Source organism: Mobiluncus sp. (assembly GCF_985070215.1).
This window is the reverse complement of sequence record NZ_CFKZQR010000008.1, coordinates 46,543-72,046: the sequence shown is the minus strand read 5'-3', so window position 1 is coordinate 72,046 and position 25,504 is coordinate 46,543. Positions and strand designations below refer to the sequence as shown.

Below are 25,504 nucleotides of genomic sequence, written 5' to 3'. Positions count from 1 at the left end.
TCAGCAGCTCGGTCGGATTTCCGTGGTGTTGACGGCCTGGGGTTGGCGCATTGGCTTGGTGGTTGTGGCGATGCTGCTGGCGGCCGCCGTGACCTGGGTGAACTTGATGATTGCAGCGAAGGCGAGCCCTGATGCTTCGCAGCGCAGTAAAGCTAAGAAACGCCGCGGCGCGGAACGTAAGATGGACGCGGCGAAACGCAAGATTCAGCGTGAGAGCAACAAAACGACCCCGGATTCCGCTAAACAGGAAAAACCGGGCCAGCAAAGTGACGAAACGCTCTATCCTGGGGAAAAGTCGGCAGGCAGTAAAGGCGCCGACAAGCCCTCCGATTCGGAAAAGATTATTGATCTGGACGCCGAGTTCGACACGGTCTTTGATACGGCGGATTTGGAAGAAGAATTCCGGCGTGCCACTCGCCGCTCCGAGCGTCCCGCGGTGGCAGCCCTGCACGATACTTTGCAACCGTGGCGCAAGTTCCTGATTGTGGTATTACCGCTGGTGGTGGGCCTGATGGTGGCCACCCCGTTGATTTCGCAGTGGGAGTTGTTCGCCGCGTGGTTCCACCGGAATGACTTTGGGGTCAAGGATCCCATTTTCGCCCGGGATTCGTCATTCTTTGTGTTCTCTCTGCCGGTGTTTTCCGAGCTGACCACCCTGCTGTTCTATGTGGTGGTGACCGCTGGGCTGTTTACGTTGGCTCGCTACTACCTGCAGGGCAACCTGTCCACCAAAATTGCTGAGATTCCCGACCGCACCCGGATTCACATCTCGGTTTTGCTGGCAATCTTGGCTGCTATTATCGGCCTGCGCTACTACCTGGATCGCTTCGTGCTGCTTCTGGGGGTGCACGATAAGTTTTCAGGGGCGTCCTACACCGATATTCATGCCGTGCTGCCGGCCAAGAACATTTTGGTGGGGATTTCCCTGGTCATTGCCGTGTTGTTCATCATCGGGGCTTTTCGGAAGTCTTGGGTCATTCCCGCCACCGGGGTCGGCGTCATGGTGCTGTCCTCGCTGCTGGTGGGTGGCCTTTACCCGTGGCTGGTGCAGCGGTTCCAAGTCGATCCGTCCGCGCAGGAACTTGAAGCGCCCTACATCGCTCACAACATCAAAGCGACTCGTGACGCGTTCGGAATCGCTGACGTAAAGGAAGAAACCTATAAGGCGACCACGGAGGCTACTGCCGGCCAGCTCCGGTCGGATAGCGAGTCTACCGCCTCGATTCGTCTGCTGGACCCCTCGGTCGTGTCCCGCACTTTTGGCCAGATGGAACAAAACCGGCAGTACTACCGATTCGCCTCCAACCTGGCCGTGGATCGCTACACCATTGACGGCAAGCCGCAAGACACCGTGATCGCGGTGCGCGAGCTCGATACGAACCAGTTGGGTGATTCCCAAAAGTCCTGGGTCAACCAGCACACGGTGTTCACCCACGGCTTCGGGGTCGTAACCGCTTACGGTTCCAAAGTCGAAGGGGACGGCTCCCCGGCCTTCTGGGAAAAAGGTATCCCCTCCCAAGGTGAGCTGGGTGAATATGAGCCGCGGATTTACTTCGGCCAGTTCTCACCGGACTATTCCATCGTGGGGGCGCCAAAGGGCGCGCCGAAACGGGAGTTTGATTACCCCTCCGACGTCACTCAGGACAAGGGCGTTAACAACACTTTCACGGGTCAAGGCGGGCCGAGCGTGGGTAACTTGTGGGAGAGGCTCATGTATGCCCTCAAGTTCCGCTCCTCTGAGATTTTCTTTTCTCAACAGGTCAATAACTCCTCGCAAATCCTGTTCTACCGTTCCCCCGAACAACGCGTGGCGAAAGTCGCCCCTTACCTGACCTTGGATTCGCGGGCGTATCCCGCGGTCGTGGACATGGACGGCGACCCGAAAACGCCGAAACGGGTGGTGTGGATTGTTGACGGCTACACGACCTCGAACTCTTACCCGTATTCAAACCACATGGATTTGAACGCCTCCATTTCCGATTCGCGCAACATCGGCTCCGGCTACCAAGTCATGAACAGCGTGAACTACATGCGCAACTCCGTGAAAGCCGTGGTTGATGCCTATGACGGTTCGGTTCACCTGTACCAGTGGGACGCGAAAGACCCCATCGTCAACGCTTGGGGCAAAGTGTTCCCCGGCCAGATTGAGCCGCTGAGTTCGGTTTCTGGCGATTTGATGGCGCACTTTAAGTATCCTGAGGACCTGTTCAAGGTGCAGCGAAACCTCATCGCGCGCTACCACACGACCGATCCGCGTTCGTTCTATTCCGGTTCTGACTTCTGGAAACTGCCTGACGACCCGACTCACGAAGGTTCGCAAACCGTCCTGTCGGCGCTGCAGCCTCCCTACTACCTGACCATGAAAGCTCCCGGCCAGGAATCGACCGAGTTCTCGCTGTATTCGACCTACATTCCCTACGGTCAGTCAGACCGAAACGTGTTGACCGGGTATTTGACGGTGGACTCGGAAACGGGGTCAGAGCCCGGCAAGGTACGTGACGGTTACGGCAAGCTACGGCTGCTGTCCCTACCTTCGGACCTGGCAGTTCCCGGTCCGGGCCAAGTATCCAACAAGTTCAAGACCACCGATACGGTTTCGCAAACCTTGAACCTGCTGTCCCAGCAGTCTACCGAGGTCGTTCGCGGCAACTTGCTGACTTTGCCGGTCGGCGGGGGGCTGCTGTATGTCCAGCCGGTCTATGTCCAGGCCCAATCCGGTACCACCTATCCGTTGCTGCGCTTCGTGTTGACGTCGTTCGGTGACAAGATTGGATTCGCCCCGACTCTGCAGGCTTCCCTCGATCAGCTCTTCGGCGGAGACGCCGGGGTGCAGACTTCCGAAAATGAGGTGCCGGGAGCCGGCGCTGAGGGCAATGGCGAGAACCCTGCCGAACCGAGTTTGACGCCGCAGCAGCAGCTCCAGGCGGCTCTGCAGGGCGCACGCAAGGCGATGGATGATGCGGATGCGGCCATGAAAGCGGGCGATTGGGAAGCCTACGGCAAGGCGCAAACCGAGCTGAAGCAACAGCTGCAGCAGGCTTTGACCTTCGGCGGCGGACTGCCGGAGGCTCCCGACGCGACCCAGCCGGCGAATCCCGGCGACACGCCCAACGTCCAGCCGACTACCGAGCCCAGCGGCGCGGCGACCCCGGCGGCTAGTCCCAAGGCGAAATCCACCGCGGCAGCCAGCGCCCGTCCCCAACCCCGCAAATCCGCTAGCTGACACGGAAAGTGCCGGCCGCGGAAAACCGCCAGCTGAGGTGGAAAGTGCCGGGCAGGGGAAACCTTCAGCGGACCCGGAAAGTGCCGCAACGTGCTTGTGACCTCGACCCGTGGCGCCCTCCAAGTTGAGGTAAAACCTCAGAACTGGTAAAGTGTACGGGTCGCTTGACGCGGGGTGGAGCAGCTCGGTAGCTCGCCGGGCTCATAACCCGGAGGTCGTCGGTTCAAATCCGGCCCCCGCTACTAAATAAATACCCCCTGAACTGCCTCTTTGCTCGGTTCAGGGGGTTTCTTTTTGCTGAAAACACGAGGGCTTTTCGTGTGCCCGCTGCCGGGCGTGTCGGGCGTTACCGGGCGGGGGCGTGAGAAATCGGGGATTAAATCGGGGTAGGTGGTTCTATAGACCAGCAACCCCGATTTAATCGCGAATTTCATTCACGGGCCCGGTGGGTTTGCGTACCGCCAGGGTGGCGATAGCGGTGGTGATGGGGACGCTGGCGATGAGGGCGGAGCCGGAAGCCAATATTTGCAAGGCTTGGGCAGCGAGAGCCTCCGTCGTGAAGAGGTCGCTGAGCGAGCGTTCAAAGAACAAAACTATCAGCATCACCGTAGAGAGCGCCGCGCCGGTGTAGGCAAAAACAATGGTGTAAATCGTCGAAGCGATGTGGTCCCGGCCGATACGCATAGCGCTTTGATAGATTTCGCGGCGGGTATAAGTCGGGGCGGCCAATCTCAGTTCCCACACCGCCGAGGCTTGGGTGATGGTCACGTCATTCAGCACCCCCAGCCCCGCCAGGATAGTGGCAGCAACGAACAGCTGGCTCATGTTGAGGTGCGGAATGGCAGCGGACAAGTCAAAGGAGGTTTCATCGATGTAACCCGAAATGTGCGCGCTTTTCACCGCGATGGCGCCCAGCAAGGCCGAAAGCCCCAAACCGCACACGGTGCCCAGCAGGGCGGATGCGGTCCGCATAGATATGCCGTGGGCGACGTGAATGACGATGAGCATGATGGCACACGATCCGACCACTCCGACCCAGATGCCGGGCCGTCCGCTGGCTAGGGAAGGCAGCATGAAGTACACAATCACCACGGTCGCGAAAGCCAGTCCCACCAGTGAGAGCGCTCCTTTGACGCGGGCGACAGCCAGAACTACCACGGCGAACAGGACGGCAAAGAGGATAATCGGCAGGTCGTGGGGGACGCCGGTGAAGGTGTATGTGGCAGTGCCGGGTTTTTCTCCTGGTGAGCGCATAACTTGGATGGTGTCGCCGGGAGCTAGGTTCGAATGCGCGCCGGGTCCGACCGCTTCCAGGGTGGCAACCTGGTTGGAATCCGGTCCGCTGGTTAGGCGTACCGTCAGGCGAACGCAGTCGTCCAGGTGGCTTTGTACGTCAGAAGGGGCGATGTCGGTGTCTCGACACTTCGGCTCCAGTTTCACGATGTTAGCGCGTTCGTAGGAAACTCCCGGAGCGGTCGCGAAACTGAAGTTCATCTGGCGGACTTCCTGCAGATGATGCCAATCGGGCCAGAGCCAAACCACTCCTGCCAAGGTCAAGACCGTAATTAAGCCCAGGGCAACCACCATTGCCAGGCGCGAGGCGGGCGAAGTCGTCGAGGCCTCTTGAGTCCGAGAAATCCGAGAAATCGAGTGAGAATGAGACACAAACAGCAAGTATATCCGTGCCAGTCGAAGCCACGCTGGGTGAAATGACCTGTCTTTTACGATCATACGAGGCGTGCGCCGCACCGAGGCGCGGTTGCGGTTTCCCGGTGATTGAGCCTATTCGAGAGTGGTGAAGGCAATAGACCCGTAGGGGGAGCGCGAACCCCCGCTCTGCTGACCGGTCTCCCACATCACGGCAATCCGGTCGCCTAGCGTGGCGCACACGGAGTAGGCGGCGGGACCCGCGTCAATGACGTGGGGCTCACCCCAGCTAATCTCAGCGGGGTCGAGAGGGCTCGTGGGTGGCTCCGGGAGGGTTCCCAGTCGGACAACCAAGTTCCTGCGAGAAAACCAGTCTTGTAATTGGTCGTGGCTCTTTCCGCGAGATGGGTCCAAATCCTGGTCGGGAGGTACCTCCGGAGACTCCTCGGGCGGGTCTAGGCTGGTGAGGACCAGTGTTCCGTGATACATGGCTAATCCCGCATTGCAACCGGGGTCCTTTACCTGCAAGGTCCGCATCGTCAAAGTTTGCCCTCCATCGGTTGAGAGCGCCCACAGGCGTTGCGGATAAGCGCGGGAGCTCATCAAAATATCTCCGTGGGGAAGTTCCAACAGCTTGCTTTCGTCCCCGCCAAGCAAGGTCCCGCCACGTTGCCAGGTGGCTCCGCCGTCATCAGAAAACACGATGAGGGCTTTGATTTCTGGGGAGTTAACCCGACGTTCCACCATCGGCAGAAGAATCCGTCCCCGGTGCGAACCAGTTGTGAGCTGAATGCCATTTCCGGATGCAAAGAAGAGGTTCCCAGTCTCCTCAGTCCACAGCTGCGCGGTGATGTCTCGATGTACCCAGGTTTCTGTGTCCTCGCTTAAACAGACATAAAGTTTCCAATTGCTTCCGGCAGCGGCATCATCCCAAAAACTCATTCCCTGACTTGCCACGTAACCGCAAAGTACCCCTCCATCATGCAGGGCCACCGGGCAAGCATCGCCAAAACCCCATCCGTCACGGGCTGAAATCAACGGAACATATGGTGTCCAGGAAATCCCCAAGTCATCACTAGAGCAGGTCAGTACGGAGATGGGGCCGGGAAGGTCATGGAAGTCGGGCCGGGCATCAAAGAATGCCAGCAAGCGATGTGGGTGCACCGAATCCGCGGAGGTGAGCGCGAGGGCAGGAATACGGAAGAATGCTTCGCCGTACTGGGGAAATTGCCTGCGGGCGGATACTTTGACCATCACGGTTAGGATACTGCGAAGTTTCAGCGGGAAACCGGTTTTGCGTCCCAGAGATTTTTTGTCACGCGAAAACCTCCACGATGCCGGACAAAGCCGAGTACGATGGAATGCTTCATTTCGTGTACTAATCAGGAGAATGCATATATGCCGGTATGGGAAATAATCGGGTGGGTCGGATCCATCTTGGTAGTGGTGTCTTTAATGATTCCCAGTGTGCGCAAGTTTCGGATTTTGAACCTGACGGGCTCGCTGATTGCCACGGTCTATAACGCGTATTTCGGTATCTGGCCTTATATGGTGATGAACGGTGCCATCGTGCTGATCAACGTGTACTGGCTGTGGCGCTTGTACCGTCGCGATAGCGAGGGCGAGCGGGTCTATGAAGTTGTGGGTACCTCGGGTGAAGCCCCGGTGGTGCAGCGTTTCGTGGAGCGTAACCACCAAGACATCCTCCAAGCCTATCCGCAGTTTTCAGCGGAGTCCTTGGGTGGCGCCAGTGTTTTCCTGGTGCTCTATCAGGAGGAAATCGTGGGTGTTTTAGCACTGCAAGCCGCCGCGGAGGGCCGCTGCCGTATTGTCTTGGATTTTGTGACTGAACGGTTCCGTGACCTGACCCCCGGCAAGCATGTGTATTCCGACCGGGAATTGTTCGCGGAAATTGCAGCCACCGAAGTTGAAATCACCCCCGATACCACCAGTGATGTGGGCTACTTCAAACGGTTGGGATTCACGGATGAAGGCTCGGTCCTGGTGAAAACCGTGGCCTAGCGTGGGCCAGATTCTAAAGCTGCGGATAATCGCCTTCCCTACTGTAACGGAGGGCGTTTTGGTGATGCTAATCTAAACATGCCGTCATGCAGAAAGTAGGAAGTTATGTCTGACCCGATGCCGCCTGCACCGATTCCGTTTGAATCCAACCCCACGCCGCCCCCACGTCCGGAAGCGAATGCGGTCGCAAAGAGCCGTAATGTACCGTTGATTGGCATCATAGTTGCGTTGGCGCTGTTAGTGGTTGCTGGGATTATTTTGTTGGTGGCGTTGCTCGGGAAGGGTTCCGTCGGCGGTGAAGGGGCTGCCGGGACGTCCTCGGCTGCAGGAAAGACCGCGACAGTCCAGAAGGGTTCACAGGCTCAGAAACTGCAAATGGCCTTTGCGCAGTACACCGAAATACTGGATGCCCCCACCAAGTATCTGACTGCGTTAGATTTGTACAATTCAAGTGGAGTGTATAAATACGCCCTGACTGAGATGAATGGGGACGGTATCCCTGAACTGTTATTCGGTGCTGATGATGGCAATGGCCTGCTCAACGTGCAAGTTTTCTCCGCAGACGGGTCGGAAAATCCGTTTAAAGCACCGTCGAATGTCCTCCTGGATGGGGTTGCCGCAGGTGGAGGCACGCGGGCCTTCATTTTGGGGAGTAAAGCTGGGAATGGGATTATTCAAGCCCTAGGCAGCGCCTCGAATCCCCAGTGGTACTGCAATCGTATGGTGTTGCAAGGCTCCGAACTGGTAGAGAGCGAAAATTGTGACTCCACGTTTGGTGAGTCCTCCCCAGTTTTGGACACAGATGGAACCGAACTGCAGTGGTTGGATGTTTCGGATCGTTCGGCCTTGCAGAAACTGGCGGGGCCGACCGGTGCTGCGGGGGCTAAGCAACCCGCAAGGGGTAAGTCTGCGGATCAGAAAGCCAAGGCTATTGCAGCGGCCAAAGCCCAAGGCAAGCAGGTGTTTGAAGGTACCATCCGGATTATGAATCACGCAGAGCTAGTCGGTTTTCAAGGCGTCTCAGATCCAAATCCCGACTATAGCGGGACATTTAAGTATGAAAAATACGCGATTCTGGTCTTTGATGGGACACAAACAGTGACAGGCATGAGCGGGGATGGAAGCGGCATGCAAACTGGTTCGGCGAAGCTGCTCTGTGTGGGTGCATATTATGCGGGCGTAGATAGCGTTGACACCACCCCCGAGTGGGTTCCTTACAACGGTAAAAGAGTCGTTGTTGCGGGAACTGCAGAAGACGTGGGGTGGCCTTCGGATACAAGCCTACCGGTGGGGGAGCCCAGAGGTGGTGGAGAGATCATTTTTGCGGAGTGATTCAGGGCGGTCGGTTCGCAACTTGCCGTGGCAAATGTTATTCTCAATAGTCTCGTGTTTGCGTTTCACGCAAACCTTTAGGACCTATAGCTCAGTTGGCTAGAGCGCCACGTTTACACCGTGGATGTCGGGGGTTCGAGTCCCTCTGGGTCCACCAGGTTTTTGTGAGGATGGGGTTTATCCCCATCCTCACAAAACAATTTACGGGTCAGAGGGAGTCGAACCCGTGAGGGGCAGCGCCGCCCGAAAACGCGACAGCGTTTTCAGGCGCTGGCGTGAGAAATCGAAGATTTCGAGCGGGTGGTGATTTTGCTTAGCAAAAGCACTGAGTCTCTCTGGGGTCCCCAAGACAACCGAAATCGCAGTTCAGAGGATTATTGATGGCGGGGATTGGGTAAAGTCACTAATCAGAAAACCCGCGATTGGGGCGCTGAAAGTCCGGGGTGCTGATTTGCCTTGCAAAACCTGCTTTTAAGCTAAATTAAATGTTGCTGCCCTTACGGGTCTGTCTCACTTCGGCACTGATGAAAGAAATTCCATGGAAACAACTGGTCAATCCGAACAATCTGGTCAGATTACCCCAGATACTAAAGCGATAGACACTGCCCAGTCCCCTGGCGAGATCTCTGATGCTGGTCAGGATGCGGCCAAGACAACGGAAGAAGCACAGACCGGTAAGAGCCCGGAGGATGCATCGGTGACGGCAGAAACGAAAACTGCACCGAAGAAAAAGTCGCATAAATTACGGAACTTCATGATTGTACTGCTGGTTTTGCTACTGGTTGCTGGCGGTGTCGCAGCCGGAGCGTGGTTCTACCTCCACCAGAAGGAGAACACGTTGCTCACCGATTGGACAGTCAAGATTCCGCAGAGTCAACCAGTAGCGAAAACGATAAAGCACGAAGGTGCAGTCGGCTCTCTGGTGTTCTCCGGTAAAAAGGACATTGTCATTTATTGGGATGAGGACTTTGTCGTCACGGCTGTAGACCCTCAAACGAATGAAACAGTGTGGAGCAAGAGGATTCCCTGTACCAGGTCCGACTGTAAAATATTTCGACTCAATAATGAGGCATTTTATATGCATGACTTCTACTGGGATGAAGAAAACAAAAATGTATTGGATGATTTTATCAAGGTTTATGACGCTTTCGACGGTAGCCTGTTAGCTCGAAAAGAGTTTTCATCACAAGTATTTGTGTATGCAGATGAACAGGGTCGTCTCTATGCGTCGAGCAGTCATTCATTAATGGCATTCAGTGGAACGTATTCCTTTGATAAAAAGAACTGGGAAAAGTCTGTAAGTAAAGTCGAAGAAGGCAAAGCGCCGACAATTTGGGCAAATGAAAAATATGTTGCAGGCGATGGTAGGATCTTTGATAGGGAATCCGGACGGGAACTGACAAAACTGACCAAGAGTAATCCGCAAGATAAGGATCTTAGGTTTATAACTGTAAAAGACGGGTTATTCCTGCGACAGGTCTGGGGTGAAAATGACAGCGAAGACATCATAGAATTACTCGATGACACGGGTAAGATTGTATGGTCGAAGCACGCTTACCTGTTCTCATTCAATGATAAGTTCATTTATGCGGCTATTTATCAAAAAGATAAAAATGCGTGGAGTTATCAACAGTTCGACCTATACTCTGGGAAATCAGTTAAAACCCTTGCGTCAGATGAAATAGAGGCAGGCCAGGACGGGTATCTGACTATTGGTTCCGGTAGCGTCAGAGCCTATAATGATAAAGGGAAAATTCTGTGGACTTTCAAACTCCCTAATGTTGGCAAAGACAAAATCATATATTCAATTAATAATATATATATTTATGATGAATCCGAAATAATTACCACCATACTGGAAGAACCCGACTCAACAACCAGCCCTTCTGCTAAACAAAAGTAGCGTGGGTGTTCCCCTCATCGCGGCGCATCCTCTCACTAGTTACAACCAGCCCTCCTTGGTTCTATCCACCCAGTCACATTGCCGCGCTTGCGCGTTGTGCTTAGCCTCGCGATAGAGTAAACCCCGTGCGAGTGGAAAATTTGCTGCCCAGAGGGCTGGTGTCTTACCAGGAAGCGGACCGGATTCAGCGCGACACTTGGGCGCAGGTGCGGGACGGGGAACTTGACCACACCCTCATCTTGGGACAGTTTGAACCGACTTATACCGCCGGGCGCAACACCCACGACTGCGACCTCATCAACAAAGACTTGCCGGTCATTCGCACAGACCGGGCCGGGTCGCTCACCTGGCACGGGCCGGGTCAGCTGGTGGTCTATCCGGTGGTGAGGCTGCGCGAGCCGGTGGACTTGATTGCCTACATTCGCGCGGTGGAAGGCGCGGTCATCGACGCGGTTCGCGACACTTGGGGCTTGGACGTTGAGATTGTGAAGGGCCGGGCGGGAGTGTGGCTGCGCTACCGTGACGCCGCGGGGCGCACCGCCGCCGAGCGAGGGACGGGACGCGACCGTAAACTGTGCGCCATCGGCTTGAAAGTCGTACAAAACGCAACCCTGCACGGGCTGGCGCTCAACATTCACCCGGATTTCAACCGCGCTTTCACGGGCATTATTCCCTGCGGGCTCAACGATGCCGGGGTCACCTCCCTGTTCGAGGAGGGGATCGAAACCGACTTCGACACCGCCGCAAAAGTCCTGGTGGGCCAGCTCACCGCGAAACTCGCCCCCCTGCTGGCTCCGTTTTCAGAAATTTAGGGACCGAAGACCCTGACGCGAGCCGTCGAAGTGGTCTAGCATTTAGCTTATGAACACAAAGAAGTCTTCAGCTCGTAAACCCTTTGGCCGTCCCAGCAAAGATACCTATGACGTCATCGTCGTTGGTTCCGGAGCTGCCGGCCTGTCCGCTTCTCTGACCGCCGCGAGGCGTGGTCTGAAAGTATTGATGGTCGAAAAAAGCGACCAGTGGGGAGGTTCGACCTCCAAATCCGCCGGCATGGTGTGGGTACCCGGAAACAACGTTTTCGCCCGTTTGGGAGGCTCGGATTCCACTGACCTGGGCCGCCAGTACATGAAAGCAACGGTGGGTGACTGCACCAGCGATGAAATGATTGACACCTTCCTGGAGGAAGGCAAGAAGTGCATGGACTTCCTCACCGCTTCGTGCCCCCACCTGGAGTTTAGGCGGATGGAAGGCTACCCCGACTATTGGCTGGACGCCCCGGGCGCGGCCAAAACCGGGCGCGGCGTCGAAGCGGGCGCTTTCGATTCCCGCCTGTTGGGGCCGTGGGAGAAAACGCACGTCAAAGCGTACTTCCGCCCCATGTCTCCGGTGGATATGAACTCCTATGATTCGGCCGATTTGTTGCTGGCAATGACCGACCCGCGTCCCTGGGTGCGTGGCATGAAACTGCTGTGGCGCAACCTGAAACATTACGCCAAAGGCACTCGCCCGCTCACTATGGGCGCGGGCTTGACCGCTGCCATTATGTACTCCGTCCTGCGTGAGGGAGTGGAAGTGAAACTGCAAAACGCCCTGGTCGACTTCCTCACCGGAGACGGCGATGCGGGCAAGAAAGGCAAAGGGGAGGAGCGGGTGACCGGTGTCGTGCTGGAACACAACGGCACCCGGTACCAAATCAACGCGACCCACGGCGTCATCCTGGCTTGTGGCGGCTTTGAACGCAACGAAGCGATGCGGCAAAAGTATCAACGCCACCCCATCACCGGCACCTGGACCGTGGGCGTGGAAGGCAACACGGGCGACGGTATCGAACTGGGCATGAAACATGGCGCGGCCATCGACAACATGGCTGACGCCATCTGGTCGCCGGTCATCAAGTTGCCGCGCACCGAAGGGTTCCAGCCCATCGTGATTGAGGATGAGGAACGCTTCATCATTCCCGATCGTTCCCTGCCGCACACCCTGATGGTCAACGGCAAGGGCAAGCGGTTCATGAACGAAGCCCTGCCCTATTGCGCGGCTGGTCAAGGCCTGTACGGCGGCATCTTTGGGAAAGGTGAGGGCGACGCCGAGAACATGCCGGCATGGCTGATTTTCGATCAGCAGTTCCGTAACAAATACTTCTTTGCCTACGGTCACATGCCCCGCGTGGAACTGCCCGACCTCTATTACGAATCCGGTGCCCTGGTGCGCCGTGACACCCTGGATGAGCTGGCCGAAGCTATCGACGTGCCGCCAGACGCCTTAGCAGAGACGATTGAGCGGTTCAATGGTTTCGCCGACCGCGGCATCGACGAGGACTTCCATCGTGGCGAAAACGAACACGACAAGTTCTATGCCAACCGCTACCATCACCCGAACCCCTCGCTGGGGCGCTTGGAAAAGGGTCCGTTCTATGCCACCCAGGTGTACCCCGGCGATATCGGCACGGCTGGCGGTTTGGTCATCGACACCAAAGCCCGCGTCACTCGTGAGGACGGCAGTGTTATCCCCGGTCTGATGGCGGCCGGCAACACGACCAAGTCGGTCATCGGCCACACCTACACGGCCGGAGGCACCTCCATCGGGGCCGCGCTGGTCTTTGGTTACATCGCCGCTAACACCGCTGCTGACGAGGCTTTCGCCGACAATCCGGTGTTTGTAGCGCGCTAGCCCGACCGGGTCAACAGACTTTCCGGGAACTTCACCGCGTGGTGAGGTTCCCGGATTGTTTTGTAGCGTGTGCTGTGTGTACTGTCGGGGGAACGGTGGTGAGGCTGGCGGAAAACGTGGGTAAAATGAACAGAGAATGTCCCCAAACCGACTGAGGGAGAGCCACTATGTCCACGCTGGAGTCCGCGCAGCATCGAAAACCGTTGCGCCAGGAAGTGGCCAACGCACGCCAACCTCGTGAGAACCATCCGCGCTGGCTGCGGGTGGTGGCAAAAGCCGGGCCGGAATACCAGGAAATGCGTTCCCTCATGCAGGGGGCGGGGCTGCACACGGTTTGCGCCGAAGCGGGATGCCCCAACATTTTTGAATGCTGGGAAGACCGGGAGGCGACTTTCCTCATTGGCGGGGCCGTGTGTACGCGCCGGTGCGGGTTTTGCGACGTGGCTTCGGGTAAGCCGGAGGGCTACGACCGCGACGAGCCGCGCCGCCTCGCGGAAACGGTCAAGCATCTGGGGCTGAAGTATGTGACGGTCACCGGGGTGTCTCGCGATGACCTGGAAAACGGGGCGTCGTGGCTCTATGCCGAGTCCGTACGCCAGATTCGCGCGCTCTGTCCAGAAACCGGAGTGGAACTGCTGGTCGATGATTTTCAAGGCAAATCTGCCGCCCTGGAGGAAGTCTTTGCCAGCGAGCCCCAAGTTTTTGGCCACAACTTGGAAACTGTGGCCCGCCTGATGCACACGGTGCGTCCCGCGTTCACCTACGCGCGCTCCCTGGACGTCATCACCCAAGCCAAACAGTTCGGGCTCATCACGAAGTCGAACCTGATGCTGGGGCTGGGCGAAGAACCCGAGGAAATCGAAGCGACCATGCGCGATATGCTGAACGCGGGGGTAGATATCTTAACCCTGACCCAATACCTGCGCCCCTCCGAGCGGTACCTGCCGGTGGCGCGCTGGGTCAAGCCCGAAGAATTTGTGCAGCTCAAGGAGCTGGCGTTGGGTATGGGGTTCGCTGCGTGCATGTCGGGGCCGCTGGTGCGCTCCTCGTACCGTGCCGGCAAGCTGTGGGCCCAAGCGATGCGGCACTACGAGCGTTTCATTCCGCCCCAGTTCGCGCATCTGGAACAGGACCGCCCGCCGGCTCGTCAGGAAGCCGAAGCGGTCGTGGAACGGGAAAAACAGCGGCAATCGCGCGCCTGAGTGTGTGGGAGGGTGTTTTGGGGTTATTGGAACAGCGCCAATAGCCCTTGCCGGTCAGTTTTGCCGTTCGAGTTTAGCGGGATATGGTTCACGAGGCGCAAGGCTCGGGGGAGTTCCGCTTTCGTCAGGTAAGGGCGGGCGAAGTCTTGGAGTTGTTCCAAGTTGAGCGGTTCCGCGTTTTCGGGCGTGTCTGGGGTTTGCACCACCACCGCGGCCACGATTTCACCCCAAGTCGGGTCGGGAACCCCGACGACCCGCGCTTCTGACACCCCCGGATGATGCGAGAGTACCGCGGCGACCCGCTGGGAGAACACCTTTTCCCCGCCGGAGTTGATTGTGTCGGTCAGGCGTCCCACCAGGTGAAGGAAACCGTCAGTATCAAAAAATCCCAAATCCCCGGTCCGTAACCAGCCCGTATGCGAGTCAATGAGGGCGGCGTTCAGTTCCGGATTGCGGAAGTATTCCCGCGTCACGCTGGGGCCGCGGCATTCTAGCTGGCCAATCACCCCAGGTTCGACCGGTTTTCCCGCTCCATCAACAGCGCGCAGCTCGATGTGCGGAAACGCCCGGCCCACCGCCAGTTCGCGTCCCGCCATGACGTCCGTGGTCAGGGCGGCTCCCGAAGCGCTTTGCTCGGTCATGCCCCAAATGTTGATGGGGTTCCACCCCAAGCCAATCATGTCAGCGGCCAGCTGTTCATCCCACGGCGCGCCGCCCACCAGGGCTTTTGTGAACCGAGAGGTGTCTATCGGCCGTCCGGATTGTGCCGCCTGCCGGACCGCGCGCACCAGCATCCGGTACATGGTCGGCACCGCGAACATCATCTGGACACGATACTTCTCGATAGCGGCGAGGACAGCGGCCGCATCGAACTTCTCAAAAATGACGACCGTGCCGCCGTGGGAAAAAATATCCGTCGTCGTGCCGTTGAACCCGCCGATATGCGACAGGGGAGCCGTGACCGCCTCGACGGTGGCCGGAGAATACTCGAACACTTCGCGGAAATTCGTGCAGCCCCACCACAGGTTTTTGTAAGTCAGCAGCGTGCCTTTCGGGTGAGCGGAGGTGCCGGAGGTATAGATAATCGCGCCGGGCACATCGTCCCCGCATTCGGGCAGGTTGTCGAGCATTTTTGTGGCCGCGAGCGCCAACGTCACGGGTGAGGTCGAGTCATCGCGCGGCTTTAGGCAATCCTCCAGCTCAGAGTATGTCACGAGGTGGGGGCGAGGGTTCGCGGTGGGGTCACAGTCCGCCAGTTTTTCGTGCTGGGCGGAGTCGCAAATAATGATTTTCGGTTCGCAATGCGCCAGGATTTTCGCCAACTCCGGGGCTGGCAGGTTTTGATCCAACGGTACTGTAATCGCCGGAATGGCTGCGGCGGCCACGAAAGTCAGCAGATGCCACGGGGAGTTTTTCCCGATCACAACCACGCGCTCGCCGGGCGCGACGCCCCAGGATCGAAACTGGAGTGCCAGCTGGGTGGCGCGTGCCAGCGTCTGGGCCACGTTCCAAGTCGGCGGGGCAAAACTAGGCTCAGCGATGGTCTCGGCGCTGATTCCCTGGGCGATCCAAATCATCGAAGTGCGCCCAGGATGGCGCAAAGCGGCTGCTCGCAGGAATTTCATCGGGGAATAATCGACCACTGTTCTAGGTTACCAACGGGGGCAAATCGAAGTTCGCTAGGATGAGAGTATGCAAAATACCGGATTGACCGTAGGTGAAATTTGTGAATGGATGGACGCGCGTTTTGCGCCCGAGCTGCAGGAAGATTGGGATCGTGTCGGGTTGATTTGCGGGGATCGGGGCGACCCGGTGACGCGGATTCTGCTCGCAGTGGACCCGGTCGAGCCGGTCGTGGACGAGGCTCTCGAGTGGGGGGCCCAGATGGTCATTACGCACCACCCCCTGTTCCTGCGCGGCACTTCTTTTGTGTCCACGGATACTGCCAAAGGCCGGGTGGTACATCGCCTGATTCGCGGCGGGGCTGCCCTGTTTAACGCCCACACGAATGCGGACTCGGCGCGTGATGGGGTGGCGGACGCTCTGGCCCAAGCAGCGGGACTCAACCCGCAGACCTGGCGGCCGCTGCAGCCCGCCCCCGCCGACACGTCCTTGGGCATCGGAAGAGTCGGTCCGGTCACGCCCACCACGGTGGGTGAGGTCGCCAGTCGCCTGGCGAACCTATTACCCGATTCACCAGCAGGTTTACTGGTGGCGGGCGACTTTGACCGCGCAGTCAAGACGGTGGCGGTCAGCGGCGGGTCGGGTCAATCCCTGCTGCCTGCATCCCTAGATGCCGGCGCGGATGTGTTCGTAACCGCCGATTTGCGTCACCACCCGGCGCTAGATTTCCTGGAGATGGACGGGGCTCCCGCCCTCATCATGCCGTCGCATTGGGCCAGTGAATGGATGTGGCTGCCCCGCTTAGAAACAGCGTTGAACCTGTGGGCCGGAGAAATCGGGAAACCTCTGGAAACGAAAATCAGCACGGTCATTTCCGAGCCCTGGGACGCCTATATCCCCACTGTTACCAACGATGAGACCGAGCCGGACGATGCCGTCTACGGTTCGATAAACTAATACCTGAAATCAAGTTACGATTTAGGAAAAGACCCCGATAATCTGCAAGGAAGAAGTCAATGAAAGCTGCGCCCGAAGACCAAGAAAAACTTTTGGACCTGCAGGTCCTGGATCGAAAGATTGCCGGCTTGAAACACGCTCTGGCCAGCATTCCGGCCGCGGCGCGTCTGGAACAAATCAAGGCTGAGCAGGACAAGCTGCGCACCGCGCTGGCTTTGGCGACTTCCGCCCGCAACGACTTGAACCGGGCTTTGAAGCAAGCCGAAGGGGAAGTCAGCAAAGTTCAAGAACGGGCGAAAACTCAACGCGAACGCTTGGACTCGGGCCAGTTGAGCCCCAAAGAGATGGAACGCATCCAAGCCGAACTCGCTCAGTTGGCGACGCGTCAGGGCGAACTGGAAGACAGCGCCCTGGACGCGTTGGACGCGTTGGAACGCGCTAGTGAAAAAGTGAAACTGGTGGAAAATCGCCGTGCGGAACTGGATGTTGAGTTCGACGAAGCACAAGCCGAAGCGGGCAGCGCTGCCGGCGAACTGCAGCAGGAACTGACCGGCCAGCAAACCCAGCGAGATGAACTGGCCGCCACCCTACCCGCCGACTTGCTGCAGGAATACGAAACTTGCAAGCGGGCGACCGGGGGAATTGGGGTAGTGGCGGTCAGCGGGAACCAGTCGGTCGGGATGGATTTGGAATTTTCGATGGCGGAAATCTCGCGTTTAAACATCGCGGCTCCCGACGATGTCATCGTCAGTGAGGACCACGAAGTCATTTTGGTGCGTAAGTAGTACAATAATCGGGCGGAAGAGCCGGGCAGGTAGTCGCGGGCGAGTCATTCGATGAGCCCGAGGAAAGTCCGGACTCCACAGGGCAGGGTGATGGCTAACGGCCACCCGGGGTGACCCGCGGGATAGTGCCACAGAAAGCGAAACCGCCCCACCGGGCTTGTGCACGGCGGGGGAAGGGGGAAAAGGCGAGGTAAGAGCTCACCGCGCGGCTGGCGACAGTCGTGGCAGGGTAAACCCCACCCGGAGCAAGGCCAAGCAGCAGGCTGGGCGGCCCGTTCAAAGCCTGCGGGTAGGCTGCTAGAGAGGTCGGGTAACCGGCCTTCCAGAGAAATGGCTACCGGCGCGCGGCGGTAACAAAGCGCGTTACAGAATCCGGCTTACGCCCGGCTTTTCCGCTCAAATCAGCTGGTTCGCAACGCTGGGGGCACCAGCGGTGGAGGTGACCCCGCCGGGCAATGGCAGTTCCGGGTTTGACGGCAATGCCAAATGCAAAACGCTCCGGGACACCGCAACACCCCGGAGCGAAACAGCAGTTAGCTCGGTTCACACCCCAGCCGCCAGCGCGGCAGCCCCCGCGATGCCAGCCTGGTTGCGTAGCTGTGCGGGGATAATCGGGGTTTTCAAATCCAGCAGGGGCAGGAACTTCTCGTGCTGACGGGACACGCCGCCGCCAACCACGAACAAATCGGGGCTAAACAGCATCTCCAGCTGCGAATAGTATTTTTGCAGACGCTTGGACCACTGTTTAAAGGACAGTTTCTTGGCTGACTTCACGCCGGAGGAAGCGCGGCTCTCCGCGTCTTTGCCGTCAATCTCAATGTGTCCCAGCTCGCTGTTAGGAACCAGAATCCCGTTATAAATGAGCGCGGTGCCAATTCCGGTACCTAAGGTGGTGACGATGACCAGGCCGGGCACGTCGCGCGCCGCCCCGTAACGGACTTCAGCGTAACCCGCAGCATCAGCATCATTAACACACTTGACCATGTGACCGGTGTACTTGCGCAACAGGACACGGACGTCAATACCAGCCCACCCCTGGTCGAGATTAGCAATAAACGGGACCAAATCATTCTTAACCGGAGCCGGAATCGTCAGGCCCAACGGCATGTCTTCGGGAACGTCCTTTTCCTCAATGATTTTACGGCACACTTCCGCCACGGCCTGGGGGGTCGAGTGTGCGGGAGTTTTAATTCTCAGACGATCGCCAATGAAATCGCCAGTTTCCAAGTCTACATAAGCGCCTTTAATACCGGAGCCGCCAACATCAATCCCAAATCCAGTTGCCACAAAAGTCCCTTTCGCGTGGGGATAAACTTGAAAATTACTCTATGGCAAATCCCGTGATTTCACCAAATCTCAGCCCTGTCTCAGCGAGACACCGGCAATAGCCGATTAAGCCTGCCAACTAAAGAAAAACTATCAATCCTGGTGGTTGCTGGGCCAGGTGAGAATCTCTCCGCCGTCCTCACGCACCACGAGGGTGTGCTCGAACTGGGCGGTGCGTCCCCGGTCGCGGGTCACCACGGTCCAGCCGTCCCGCCACTGTTCCCAAGCAATTGAACCCATAGTCAGCATCGGTTCAATGGTGAAAACCATGCCTTCTTCCATAATCGTGTCGTAGCGGGGGGAATCGTAGTGCGGAATAACCAGCCCGCTGTGGAAAGCCTCGCCGACACCGTGGCCCGTGAAATCCTGCACCACTCCGTATTCAAAACGGCTGGCATAGGACTCGATAATCCGCCCGATAACATTGATGGAACGTCCCGGTTTGCAGACCTTAATGGCGCGCATCATGGCTTCCTTGGTGCAATCAATGAGCTGCTGGGACTCGGGGTCAATCGTCCCGACCGGGAACATGGCACACGTATCGCCGTGAACCCCGTCCTTATAAGCGGTGATGTCCAGGTTGATGATGTCGCCCTCCTCCAGCGGCCGGTCGTCCGGGATTCCGTGGCAGATGCATTCATTGACCGAGGTACAGATAGATTTGCGAAATCCCATATAGCCCAGGCAGGACGGGTAGGCGCCGTGATCGCAAATAAACTCGTGCGCCACGCGGTCCAAAGTATCGGTGGTCACCCCGGGAGCGATGTACTTGGCGGTTTCCACGATGGCATCGGCCGCGATACGCCCAGCTTGGCGGATTTTTTCAATCGTTTCCTCGCTCTTAACATCGGAGGCCGTAACCCGTTCCGGGCCGTCGTGAAACATGTATTCCGGGCGGTCAATGTGGGAGGGGACCGGCAAGGTGGCAGAAATGCGTCCCGGTTTCAGGTTTCCCAAGGGCGCGCGGCGGGCCAGTTCGTCAGTTCGAGTTTTCTTGTGTAACACGGTAGTCATTCTTTCGATTCAAAAGTTCGGAGGTCGCCTCTGAGGGACGGCCTAGTTTTCATGGTAGTTTTCCGGGGCGGGGAAAGTCCGGTTCACCACGGCGTCACGGTAGCTTTGGGCAGCGTGCTTCAGTTCCGCCCCCACCTGACCGAACACCTGAGCAAATGAGGGCTTCCAGTCTTGCATTCCCGCCATGTCAGTCCACACCAGGACCTGCCCGGCAGCGTCCGGGCCAGCGCCGATACCGATGATGGGAACATTGAGCTGGTCAATGGCGGCGCGAGTGGTCGCGGCGGGAACCATCTCAAAAACAATCGAGAACACCCCTGCCTCTTGCAAGGCCAGCGCGTCCGCAACCAAGGCCGGAGCAGCATCGGCGCGCCCCTGCATACGTTTGCCGCCCAAGTGGTTTTCAGATTGCGGGGTGAAACCGAGATGTCCCATCACGTTGATACCCGCATCCACGATGGCTTTGACCTGGGGCAGGATACGACGTCCCCCCTCCAGTTTCACCGCGGCAGCTCCGGCGCGCACCAGCGCGACCGCAGTATCCACGGCTTGGGCGGGACTGGACTCGTAAGACCCGAAAGGCATATCTCCCACGATTAACGCTCGTGAAGCCCCCGCCGCGACCGCGGAGGTGGCGCGAACCATATCGTCTAAGGTCACCCCGACAGTGGAGGGCATTCCCAACATAGTGGTCCCGTAAGAATCGCCGACCAAAATCATGTCAATCCCGGCCGAATCAATAATCCGCGCGGTAATCGCATCGTAGGCGGTCAGCATCGTTAGCGGGTGTCCGGCAGCAAAGTATTGCTGGACGTGCTGGACGCGAAACGGTTTTCCGGGTTTGGGGCCAATGTCTGGATTATCTTTGTGCATAGTCACTCCTTGAGTCTGTTCCTATACATCCTATGACTTTGCCGGGAACAATAGTTCCTCAGGTAGGATTTCCCTCAGCATCAGATGCCTAAACGTTTTAAGATATTGACAGGCTGGGTACAGCCGCCAGCAAGTATTAGAAAGGCGAAAACACATGGGTTGCACGACGATTTTGGTTGGGAAAAAGGCTTCGGCGGACGGGTCGACGATTATGGCCCGGACCGACGACTCGGGACACGGGTCTTTTGAAGCGAAACGATTTGAGGTCATCGCACCCGAGGATTTGCCAAAAACCTACCGTTCGGTCCTGTCCCATGTTGAAATCCCCCTGCCGGAAACCGGTTTGCGCTACACCCGTTTCCCCGATGTTGACACACACAAAGGCCTGTGGGCGGGCGCGGGAATCAACTCGGCTCGCGTCTCGATGACCGCTACCGAGACGCTGACCTCGAACGAGCGTGTGCTGGGCGCCGACCCGCTGGTTGAGCTGCGCGAAGCCCAAGGTGAGGAGGGGCAGGACGGTTTCGTGCCGGAGCAGCCCGGCGGTATCGGTGAAGAAGACATGGTGGTGTTGGTGCTGCCCTACATCAAGACGGCTCGTGAAGGCGTGCTACGTTTGGGGGAGTTGCTGCAACAGTACGGCACTTACGAGATGAACGGCATCGGTTTCGCCGATAACGACGATGTCTGGTGGCTCGAGACGGTAGGGGGGCATCACTGGCTGGCACGGCGCCTGCCGGAGGAATGCTATGCCGTCATCGCTAACCAGTTCAGTTTGGACGACTTCGATTTTGACGATGCCCTGGGGGAGGGACGCGATTATCTGTGCTCGCCGGATTTGCGGGAATTCGTGGCCGACAACCACCTGGATACCGCGCAAACTGACGGCCAGCCGGCTCAGCGGTTCAATCCTCGCCTGGCTTTCGGGTCGCGAACGGATTCGGATCACACCTACAACACGCCACGAGTGTGGGCCTTGCAGCGGTTCCTCAATCCCACGGACGTGTCACGGTTTGGTTTCCACGGGGATTCCCGCCCGGATTCAGACGAATTGGATTGGTGCCTGATTCCAGAACGCCTCATCACTATGGAGGACGTGAAATACACCCAGTCTTACCACTATCAAGGCACCCCGTTTAATCCTTACGCGAGGGCAGAGCAGGCTCGGATAGGCGGCGCTGACCAGCGCGGTATGTATCGCCCGATTGGAATCAACCGTACCAATTTCGTGGCTGCCCTCCAGATTCGCCCGGAAAAACCCGCGACTACCACCGGACTGAACTGGATAGCCTACGGAGCAATGCCGTTCAACGCCCTGGTGCCGTTCTATGCCAACGTGCGGCACACCCCGGAGTACCTGGAGGCAACGACTCAGCGGGTCACCACCGAACATCACTATTGGGCGAATCGGATTATTGCCGCCCTGGTGGACGCTCACTATCATCAGACGATTCCGCACGTGGAGCGTTACCAGCAAAAGGTCGTGGCGGCGGCTTTGCAGATTGTGGCGCGTACCGACCGGGCGGTGGTTGAGCTGGGTGAGGACGCGGCAAATAACATGGAAGACTCCCGCGTTTACGAACTGCTGGAGGCCGCTAATGCCGAGATTGCTGACCTGTTGAAGCGGGAAACGGACGACCTGCTGGATAAGGTCCTGTTTGACGCCAGCCTCAATATGCACAATTCGTTCTCGCGCGATGATGCCTGAACTGGCGAGAAATTTCAGACCAGATGAGGAGCCGAAGTTGAAAAAGGCGATAGCCATTTATAACCCCGCGAAAGTCGGGGACGAGGACGAGTTTACAGCCGGTTTGAATGCGGCGGCTCAAAAGCACGATTTCGCTGTGGAATACCTCACTACCAGCGTTGATGACCCCGGTTTCGCGATGGCTGCACAGGCTCGAGAGATGCAACCCGACCTGGTCATCGCCGCGGGCGGGGACGGCACCGTGCGCGTGGTCAGCACCGAGATGCGTCACAGCGAGATTCCGGTGGCGGTATTGCCGGCGGGGACCACGAATCTGTTGGCGCGAAACCTCAACGTGCCTCTGGATATGAAAGCCGCCATGGAACTGGCATTCACGGGGCAAAAAGTCTCGATGGACATCGTGAAGGTGCATAACGAGACTTCCCGCAAACCTTGGTATTTTACGGGTATGGCAGGGATTGGGATAGACGCGGAAGTCATGCATCACGTGGATGAGGGACTGAAAAAGGTGGTCGGTCCCGTGGCCTACGTCATGTCCTTTTTCAAGCAGGTCAACAACTCGGTGCATCGGTGTCGGTTCCGCATTGACGGCAAGCAGGTTCTGAAACGTAACGTGATTATTTTCATGGTCGGCAACACCTCCGAGCTGACCGGTGGAATCCAGCTGTTTCCCGACGCCACTCCCTTTGACGGTTCCCTAGATTTGCTGATTGGGGCTCCGCAGGGGGTCGGAGGCTGGTGGCGCGTGGTTAAGAACGTGGTTTTGAGGCTGGGGCGGCGGCGCAGCACGCTGGAGTATTTCAGCGGCAAGCGCTTCGAAGTTCTGTTGCATAAGCCGGCGGTGTGGGAGATGGACGGCGACCCCGAAGCGGCGGCGCGGCACTGGGTTTTCCAGGTCGTTCCGCAAGCCATCACGGTTGTTGCCGGGGAGCCCGGTCCCCTAGAGCGGATACGGTCGAGAATTCGTTAGAATGGCGCGGAAAACTCGGTGTTGTGCGAGGTTTTACCACCCGAAACGCGAGGATTTACCACCCAAAACACGAGGATTTACCACCGCGCTGTGCGCCGGCAACCATTACAGCGCTGCTGCCGCAAAAACCAATACTGAAATTGCCACTTCGGTCAGCCCAATGACTCGTGGTCGCCAGGGCTTGCCGCGGCGGCGCGCTTGCCAGGGGAACCAAATTGAGCGTGCCGATGTCACCAGCCATGCGACTGCGACCAGAGGAGATACCCAAGACAGGGAGGCAAAATACAGCGCAGCGGCAAAACCCAGGGCGTGCGAAACTATCGAAATGACCAGGAAACGCTGGTTACCACGCTGCCGAAAAATCGTCTTGACGTAGGGAACTGAAGCTGCGTAATAGGCTGTGAGCTGCACTGCTATCGCGATTGCAGCTGGCCAACCCCGTAAAACAGTGGATAACGCGTGTCCGCCCAGAGCGGACGCCTCGTGAACCCCGTACATCGCGTCGTGACCCATCCGTAAAGCCGTGGCCATCAAGCCGCAGTGATAGGCAACTAAGGTCATCAGTCCCGCCGCGAGGATAATCGTCAGACGCGCCCCCAGACCGCGTTCCCGCCCGCGGCGCACTTCACCAGCCCAAATCCCAATGAGGATAGCGAAAGCCGGAATCCACCAGCAGAGTAGCGGCAGCACCGCCAGAACTCCTATTCCCAGCACCCCAACCAGAATTCCGTAAATAAAAACGGGGTACCGTAAGGATTTCTTCCGAGGATTCTTAATGAGACGTAGCGCCGAAAATACAAAGAAGAAACCAATCATCCAAGCGGAGAGCAGCAGCGCATGCTGCCACGCCCATCCGCCCAGCGTAGCCCCGAATAACGCCGGAACGGTGACGATGAACCAAGCCCCATGCTGATTGGGCAGCCAAGTACGCAGAACAGACCTGACTTTTCTGTTTTCACGAGCAAGGGGTAGGGTCATGACCTCGAACTTAGGCTTATTCTGGGAGGGATTACGAACAAACTGGCTGTCTAGCTATCCATCAACTGATCGAGCAGGGCGCCGACCTGAGCGGAGTTGTCTTCCATAGTCTCCAGATGCTTTTTCATCAGTTCGCTGTCGCCTGCCAAAAAGGCCTCGACCGCGGCTTTACCAGAAACGTGGGTAGCTTCGTGAACGCCCTCCAACTGCTGGAAACAGGGCTGTCCTGAGTAATCGAGGTGACCGCGGCCCTCGTAATACCACTTGCCCAGACGGCAGGTGTGCGAGGAGGAAATCCCCTCCGGATTCGGCTCGGAAATCCCCGTAATCTGACGATAAATCCCCAACTTAAAGATGAAGTGGTCGAGTTTCACCACCGAAACAAAAGAATCCGTAGTCACATGCGCAATCGAGTCGGCCATCGAGGAAACTTTGTCTCCCACCGCATTCGCCGTCTGACTGGATTTTTCTTCGAATTCTTTGGATTCGTCAATAGCCTCCGTGATGTTTTCCAGTGCACTGGCAGTTCCCTCGGTGATGGAAGTAACCAAGGCGCCAATTTCCTGTGTGGCACTGGCGGTCCGTTCTGCCAGAGTGCGCACTTCCCCTGCCACCACGGCGAAACCACGGCCAGCCTCACCTGCGCGTGCCGCTTCAATGGTGGCGTTCAGAGCCAGCAAATTTGTTTGCGAAGCGATACCTTCGATTTGCTGCACAAAGTTATGAATCGACTCGGAAGCCTTGGACAAGGCCTCCATGTTCCCGCCCATATCCTGCAGCTTTTTCAAAATGTCCCCGGCACCGTTGGCCATGTCGTGCAAATCGCGGGTTGATTCCGCTACGATTCGACGGGTTTCCGCGGTATCGGCGGAATCCGCGTCCAATTCGGACACAATCTTGCCCAGGGAATCGCGGACGTTTTCCGCCGATCCGAAGCATCGCGCCAGAGGGTCATGAGTACTCTGGGTGAAGGCCTGTTTTTGGCTCAGTTCACTGAGAGTGGTTTCTTGAGATTCTTTCTCAGCCTGAAGTTCGGTGAGCTCAGCGCGGAGACGTTCAATCTCTGCCTGTAAGTGTTGCGTTTCCATTGCGGTTTTGGCTTTTTTCACTTTGGTATCCTTGACTAAAAAAATTCTGGAAAAACAGTAAATAATTTATCTCACCAGGCGCCCTTCCTGTATCCTTTTCGCCGGTTTTTTCCTTTCCGGCGCGCAATTTATTCGTCCGCCCCCAGAGCGGCGAGGAATCAATGGCGGCATTGAAAAACCTTG

The 25,504-nt window shown here is 57.6% G+C and carries 19 protein-coding genes, 2 tRNA genes and 1 other RNA gene; 14 read left to right on the top strand and 8 right to left on the bottom strand.

Translation table 11 applies throughout. The features are described 5' to 3' along the window. On the top strand, positions 1–3,223 hold a 3,223-nt coding region (locus tag AC5LBQ_RS03095), incomplete at its 5' end, for a UPF0182 family membrane protein (RefSeq protein WP_493264595.1). A 168-nt stretch (positions 3,224–3,391) separates the two neighbouring features. Beyond that, positions 3,392–3,465: transfer RNA gene (locus AC5LBQ_RS03090), tRNA-Met, on the top strand. Between the two features lie 175 nt (positions 3,466–3,640). On the opposite strand, the gene AC5LBQ_RS03085 is transcribed toward AC5LBQ_RS03090, so the two are convergent. Both AC5LBQ_RS03085 and AC5LBQ_RS03080 read right to left on the bottom strand, forming a co-directional pair. Beyond that, positions 3,641–4,888: a YibE/F family protein gene (locus AC5LBQ_RS03085; RefSeq protein WP_491681114.1), complete on the bottom strand. Its 1,248-nt coding sequence runs from the start codon at positions 4,886–4,888 to the stop codon at positions 3,641–3,643. Between the two features lie 117 nt (positions 4,889–5,005). Next, the gene (locus AC5LBQ_RS03080) at positions 5,006–6,124 is read right to left on the bottom strand and encodes an exo-alpha-sialidase (RefSeq protein WP_491681113.1); all 1,119 of its coding nucleotides are present in this window, start codon (positions 6,122–6,124) and stop codon (positions 5,006–5,008) included. 144 nt (positions 6,125–6,268) lie between these two features. Between AC5LBQ_RS03080 and AC5LBQ_RS03075 the strand changes: the two genes are divergently transcribed. The 7 genes from AC5LBQ_RS03075 (at position 6,269) to lipA (ending at position 13,999) form a co-directional block, all read left to right on the top strand. Further along, on the top strand, positions 6,269–6,892 hold the full coding sequence (locus tag AC5LBQ_RS03075; protein ID WP_491681112.1) for a hypothetical protein: 624 nt from the start codon (positions 6,269–6,271) through the stop codon (positions 6,890–6,892). Between the two features lie 105 nt (positions 6,893–6,997). Continuing rightward, positions 6,998–8,224 (top strand): hypothetical protein, encoded by a 1,227-nt coding sequence (locus AC5LBQ_RS03070; protein ID WP_493264594.1) that lies wholly within the window; start codon positions 6,998–7,000, stop codon positions 8,222–8,224. Positions 8,225–8,304: 80 nt separating this feature from the next. Then, positions 8,305–8,381 (top strand) — tRNA-Val (locus tag AC5LBQ_RS03065). A 381-nt stretch (positions 8,382–8,762) separates the two neighbouring features. Then, on the top strand, positions 8,763–10,127 hold the full coding sequence (locus AC5LBQ_RS03060; RefSeq protein WP_493264593.1) for a hypothetical protein: 1,365 nt from the start codon (positions 8,763–8,765) through the stop codon (positions 10,125–10,127). A gap of 125 nt (positions 10,128–10,252) precedes the next feature. Next, a complete protein-coding gene (gene lipB, locus AC5LBQ_RS03055; protein WP_493264592.1) occupies positions 10,253–10,939 on the top strand; it encodes a lipoyl(octanoyl) transferase LipB in 687 nt (228 codons plus the stop codon). Between the two features lie 49 nt (positions 10,940–10,988). Next, on the top strand, positions 10,989–12,797 hold the full coding sequence (locus tag AC5LBQ_RS03050) for an FAD-dependent oxidoreductase (RefSeq protein ID WP_493264591.1): 1,809 nt from the start codon (positions 10,989–10,991) through the stop codon (positions 12,795–12,797). 167 nt (positions 12,798–12,964) lie between these two features. Continuing rightward, entirely contained in the window at positions 12,965–13,999 is a 1,035-nt protein-coding gene (gene lipA, locus AC5LBQ_RS03045) for a lipoyl synthase (protein ID WP_493264590.1), read from the top strand. 23 nt (positions 14,000–14,022) lie between these two features. Here lipA and AC5LBQ_RS03040 read toward each other — a convergent pair whose 3' ends face one another. Further along, complete coding sequence (locus AC5LBQ_RS03040) at positions 14,023–15,642, bottom strand: class I adenylate-forming enzyme family protein (RefSeq protein ID WP_493264589.1); 1,620 nt, start codon at positions 15,640–15,642, stop codon at positions 14,023–14,025. Positions 15,643–15,691: 49 nt separating this feature from the next. Between AC5LBQ_RS03040 and AC5LBQ_RS03035 the strand changes: the two genes are divergently transcribed. From AC5LBQ_RS03035 to rnpB, 3 genes are all read left to right on the top strand, one after another. After that, positions 15,692–16,579: a Nif3-like dinuclear metal center hexameric protein gene (locus AC5LBQ_RS03035; RefSeq protein WP_493264588.1), complete on the top strand. Its 888-nt coding sequence runs from the start codon at positions 15,692–15,694 to the stop codon at positions 16,577–16,579. A gap of 59 nt (positions 16,580–16,638) precedes the next feature. After that, on the top strand, positions 16,639–17,364 hold the full coding sequence (locus AC5LBQ_RS03030) for a zinc ribbon domain-containing protein (RefSeq protein WP_295027341.1): 726 nt from the start codon (positions 16,639–16,641) through the stop codon (positions 17,362–17,364). A gap of 17 nt (positions 17,365–17,381) precedes the next feature. After that, an RNA gene (gene rnpB / locus AC5LBQ_RS03025) (RNase P RNA component class A) lies at positions 17,382–17,759 on the top strand. A gap of 148 nt (positions 17,760–17,907) precedes the next feature. Here the strand turns inward: rnpB and ppgK are convergent. From ppgK to panB, 3 genes are all read right to left on the bottom strand, one after another. Beyond that, positions 17,908–18,651: a polyphosphate--glucose phosphotransferase gene (gene ppgK, locus AC5LBQ_RS03020; protein WP_493264587.1), complete on the bottom strand. Its 744-nt coding sequence runs from the start codon at positions 18,649–18,651 to the stop codon at positions 17,908–17,910. Between the two features lie 132 nt (positions 18,652–18,783). After that, a complete protein-coding gene (gene map / locus AC5LBQ_RS03015) occupies positions 18,784–19,704 on the bottom strand; it encodes a type I methionyl aminopeptidase (RefSeq protein WP_493264586.1) in 921 nt (306 codons plus the stop codon). A 42-nt stretch (positions 19,705–19,746) separates the two neighbouring features. Then, positions 19,747–20,577 carry a 3-methyl-2-oxobutanoate hydroxymethyltransferase gene (gene panB / locus AC5LBQ_RS03010; protein WP_493264585.1) on the bottom strand — a complete coding sequence of 277 codons (831 nt, stop codon included), beginning with the start codon at positions 20,575–20,577 and terminating at the stop codon, positions 19,747–19,749. 154 nt (positions 20,578–20,731) lie between these two features. On the opposite strand from panB, the gene AC5LBQ_RS03005 reads away from it, so the two are divergent. Beyond that, positions 20,732–22,285 carry a C69 family dipeptidase gene (locus tag AC5LBQ_RS03005; RefSeq protein ID WP_493264584.1) on the top strand — a complete coding sequence of 518 codons (1,554 nt, stop codon included), beginning with the start codon at positions 20,732–20,734 and terminating at the stop codon, positions 22,283–22,285. 37 nt (positions 22,286–22,322) lie between these two features. After that, positions 22,323–23,255: a diacylglycerol/lipid kinase family protein gene (locus AC5LBQ_RS03000; RefSeq protein WP_493264583.1), complete on the top strand. Its 933-nt coding sequence runs from the start codon at positions 22,323–22,325 to the stop codon at positions 23,253–23,255. A gap of 105 nt (positions 23,256–23,360) precedes the next feature. On the opposite strand, the gene AC5LBQ_RS02995 is transcribed toward AC5LBQ_RS03000, so the two are convergent. Together AC5LBQ_RS02995 and AC5LBQ_RS02990 are read right to left on the bottom strand one after the other, a co-directional pair. Beyond that, complete coding sequence (locus tag AC5LBQ_RS02995; protein ID WP_297346715.1) at positions 23,361–24,233, bottom strand: YwiC-like family protein; 873 nt, start codon at positions 24,231–24,233, stop codon at positions 23,361–23,363. A 50-nt stretch (positions 24,234–24,283) separates the two neighbouring features. Continuing rightward, positions 24,284–25,342, bottom strand: a complete 1,059-nt coding sequence (locus tag AC5LBQ_RS02990; protein WP_297346716.1) for a methyl-accepting chemotaxis protein — start codon at positions 25,340–25,342, stop codon at positions 24,284–24,286. Between the last annotated feature and the right edge of the window lie 162 nt (positions 25,343–25,504).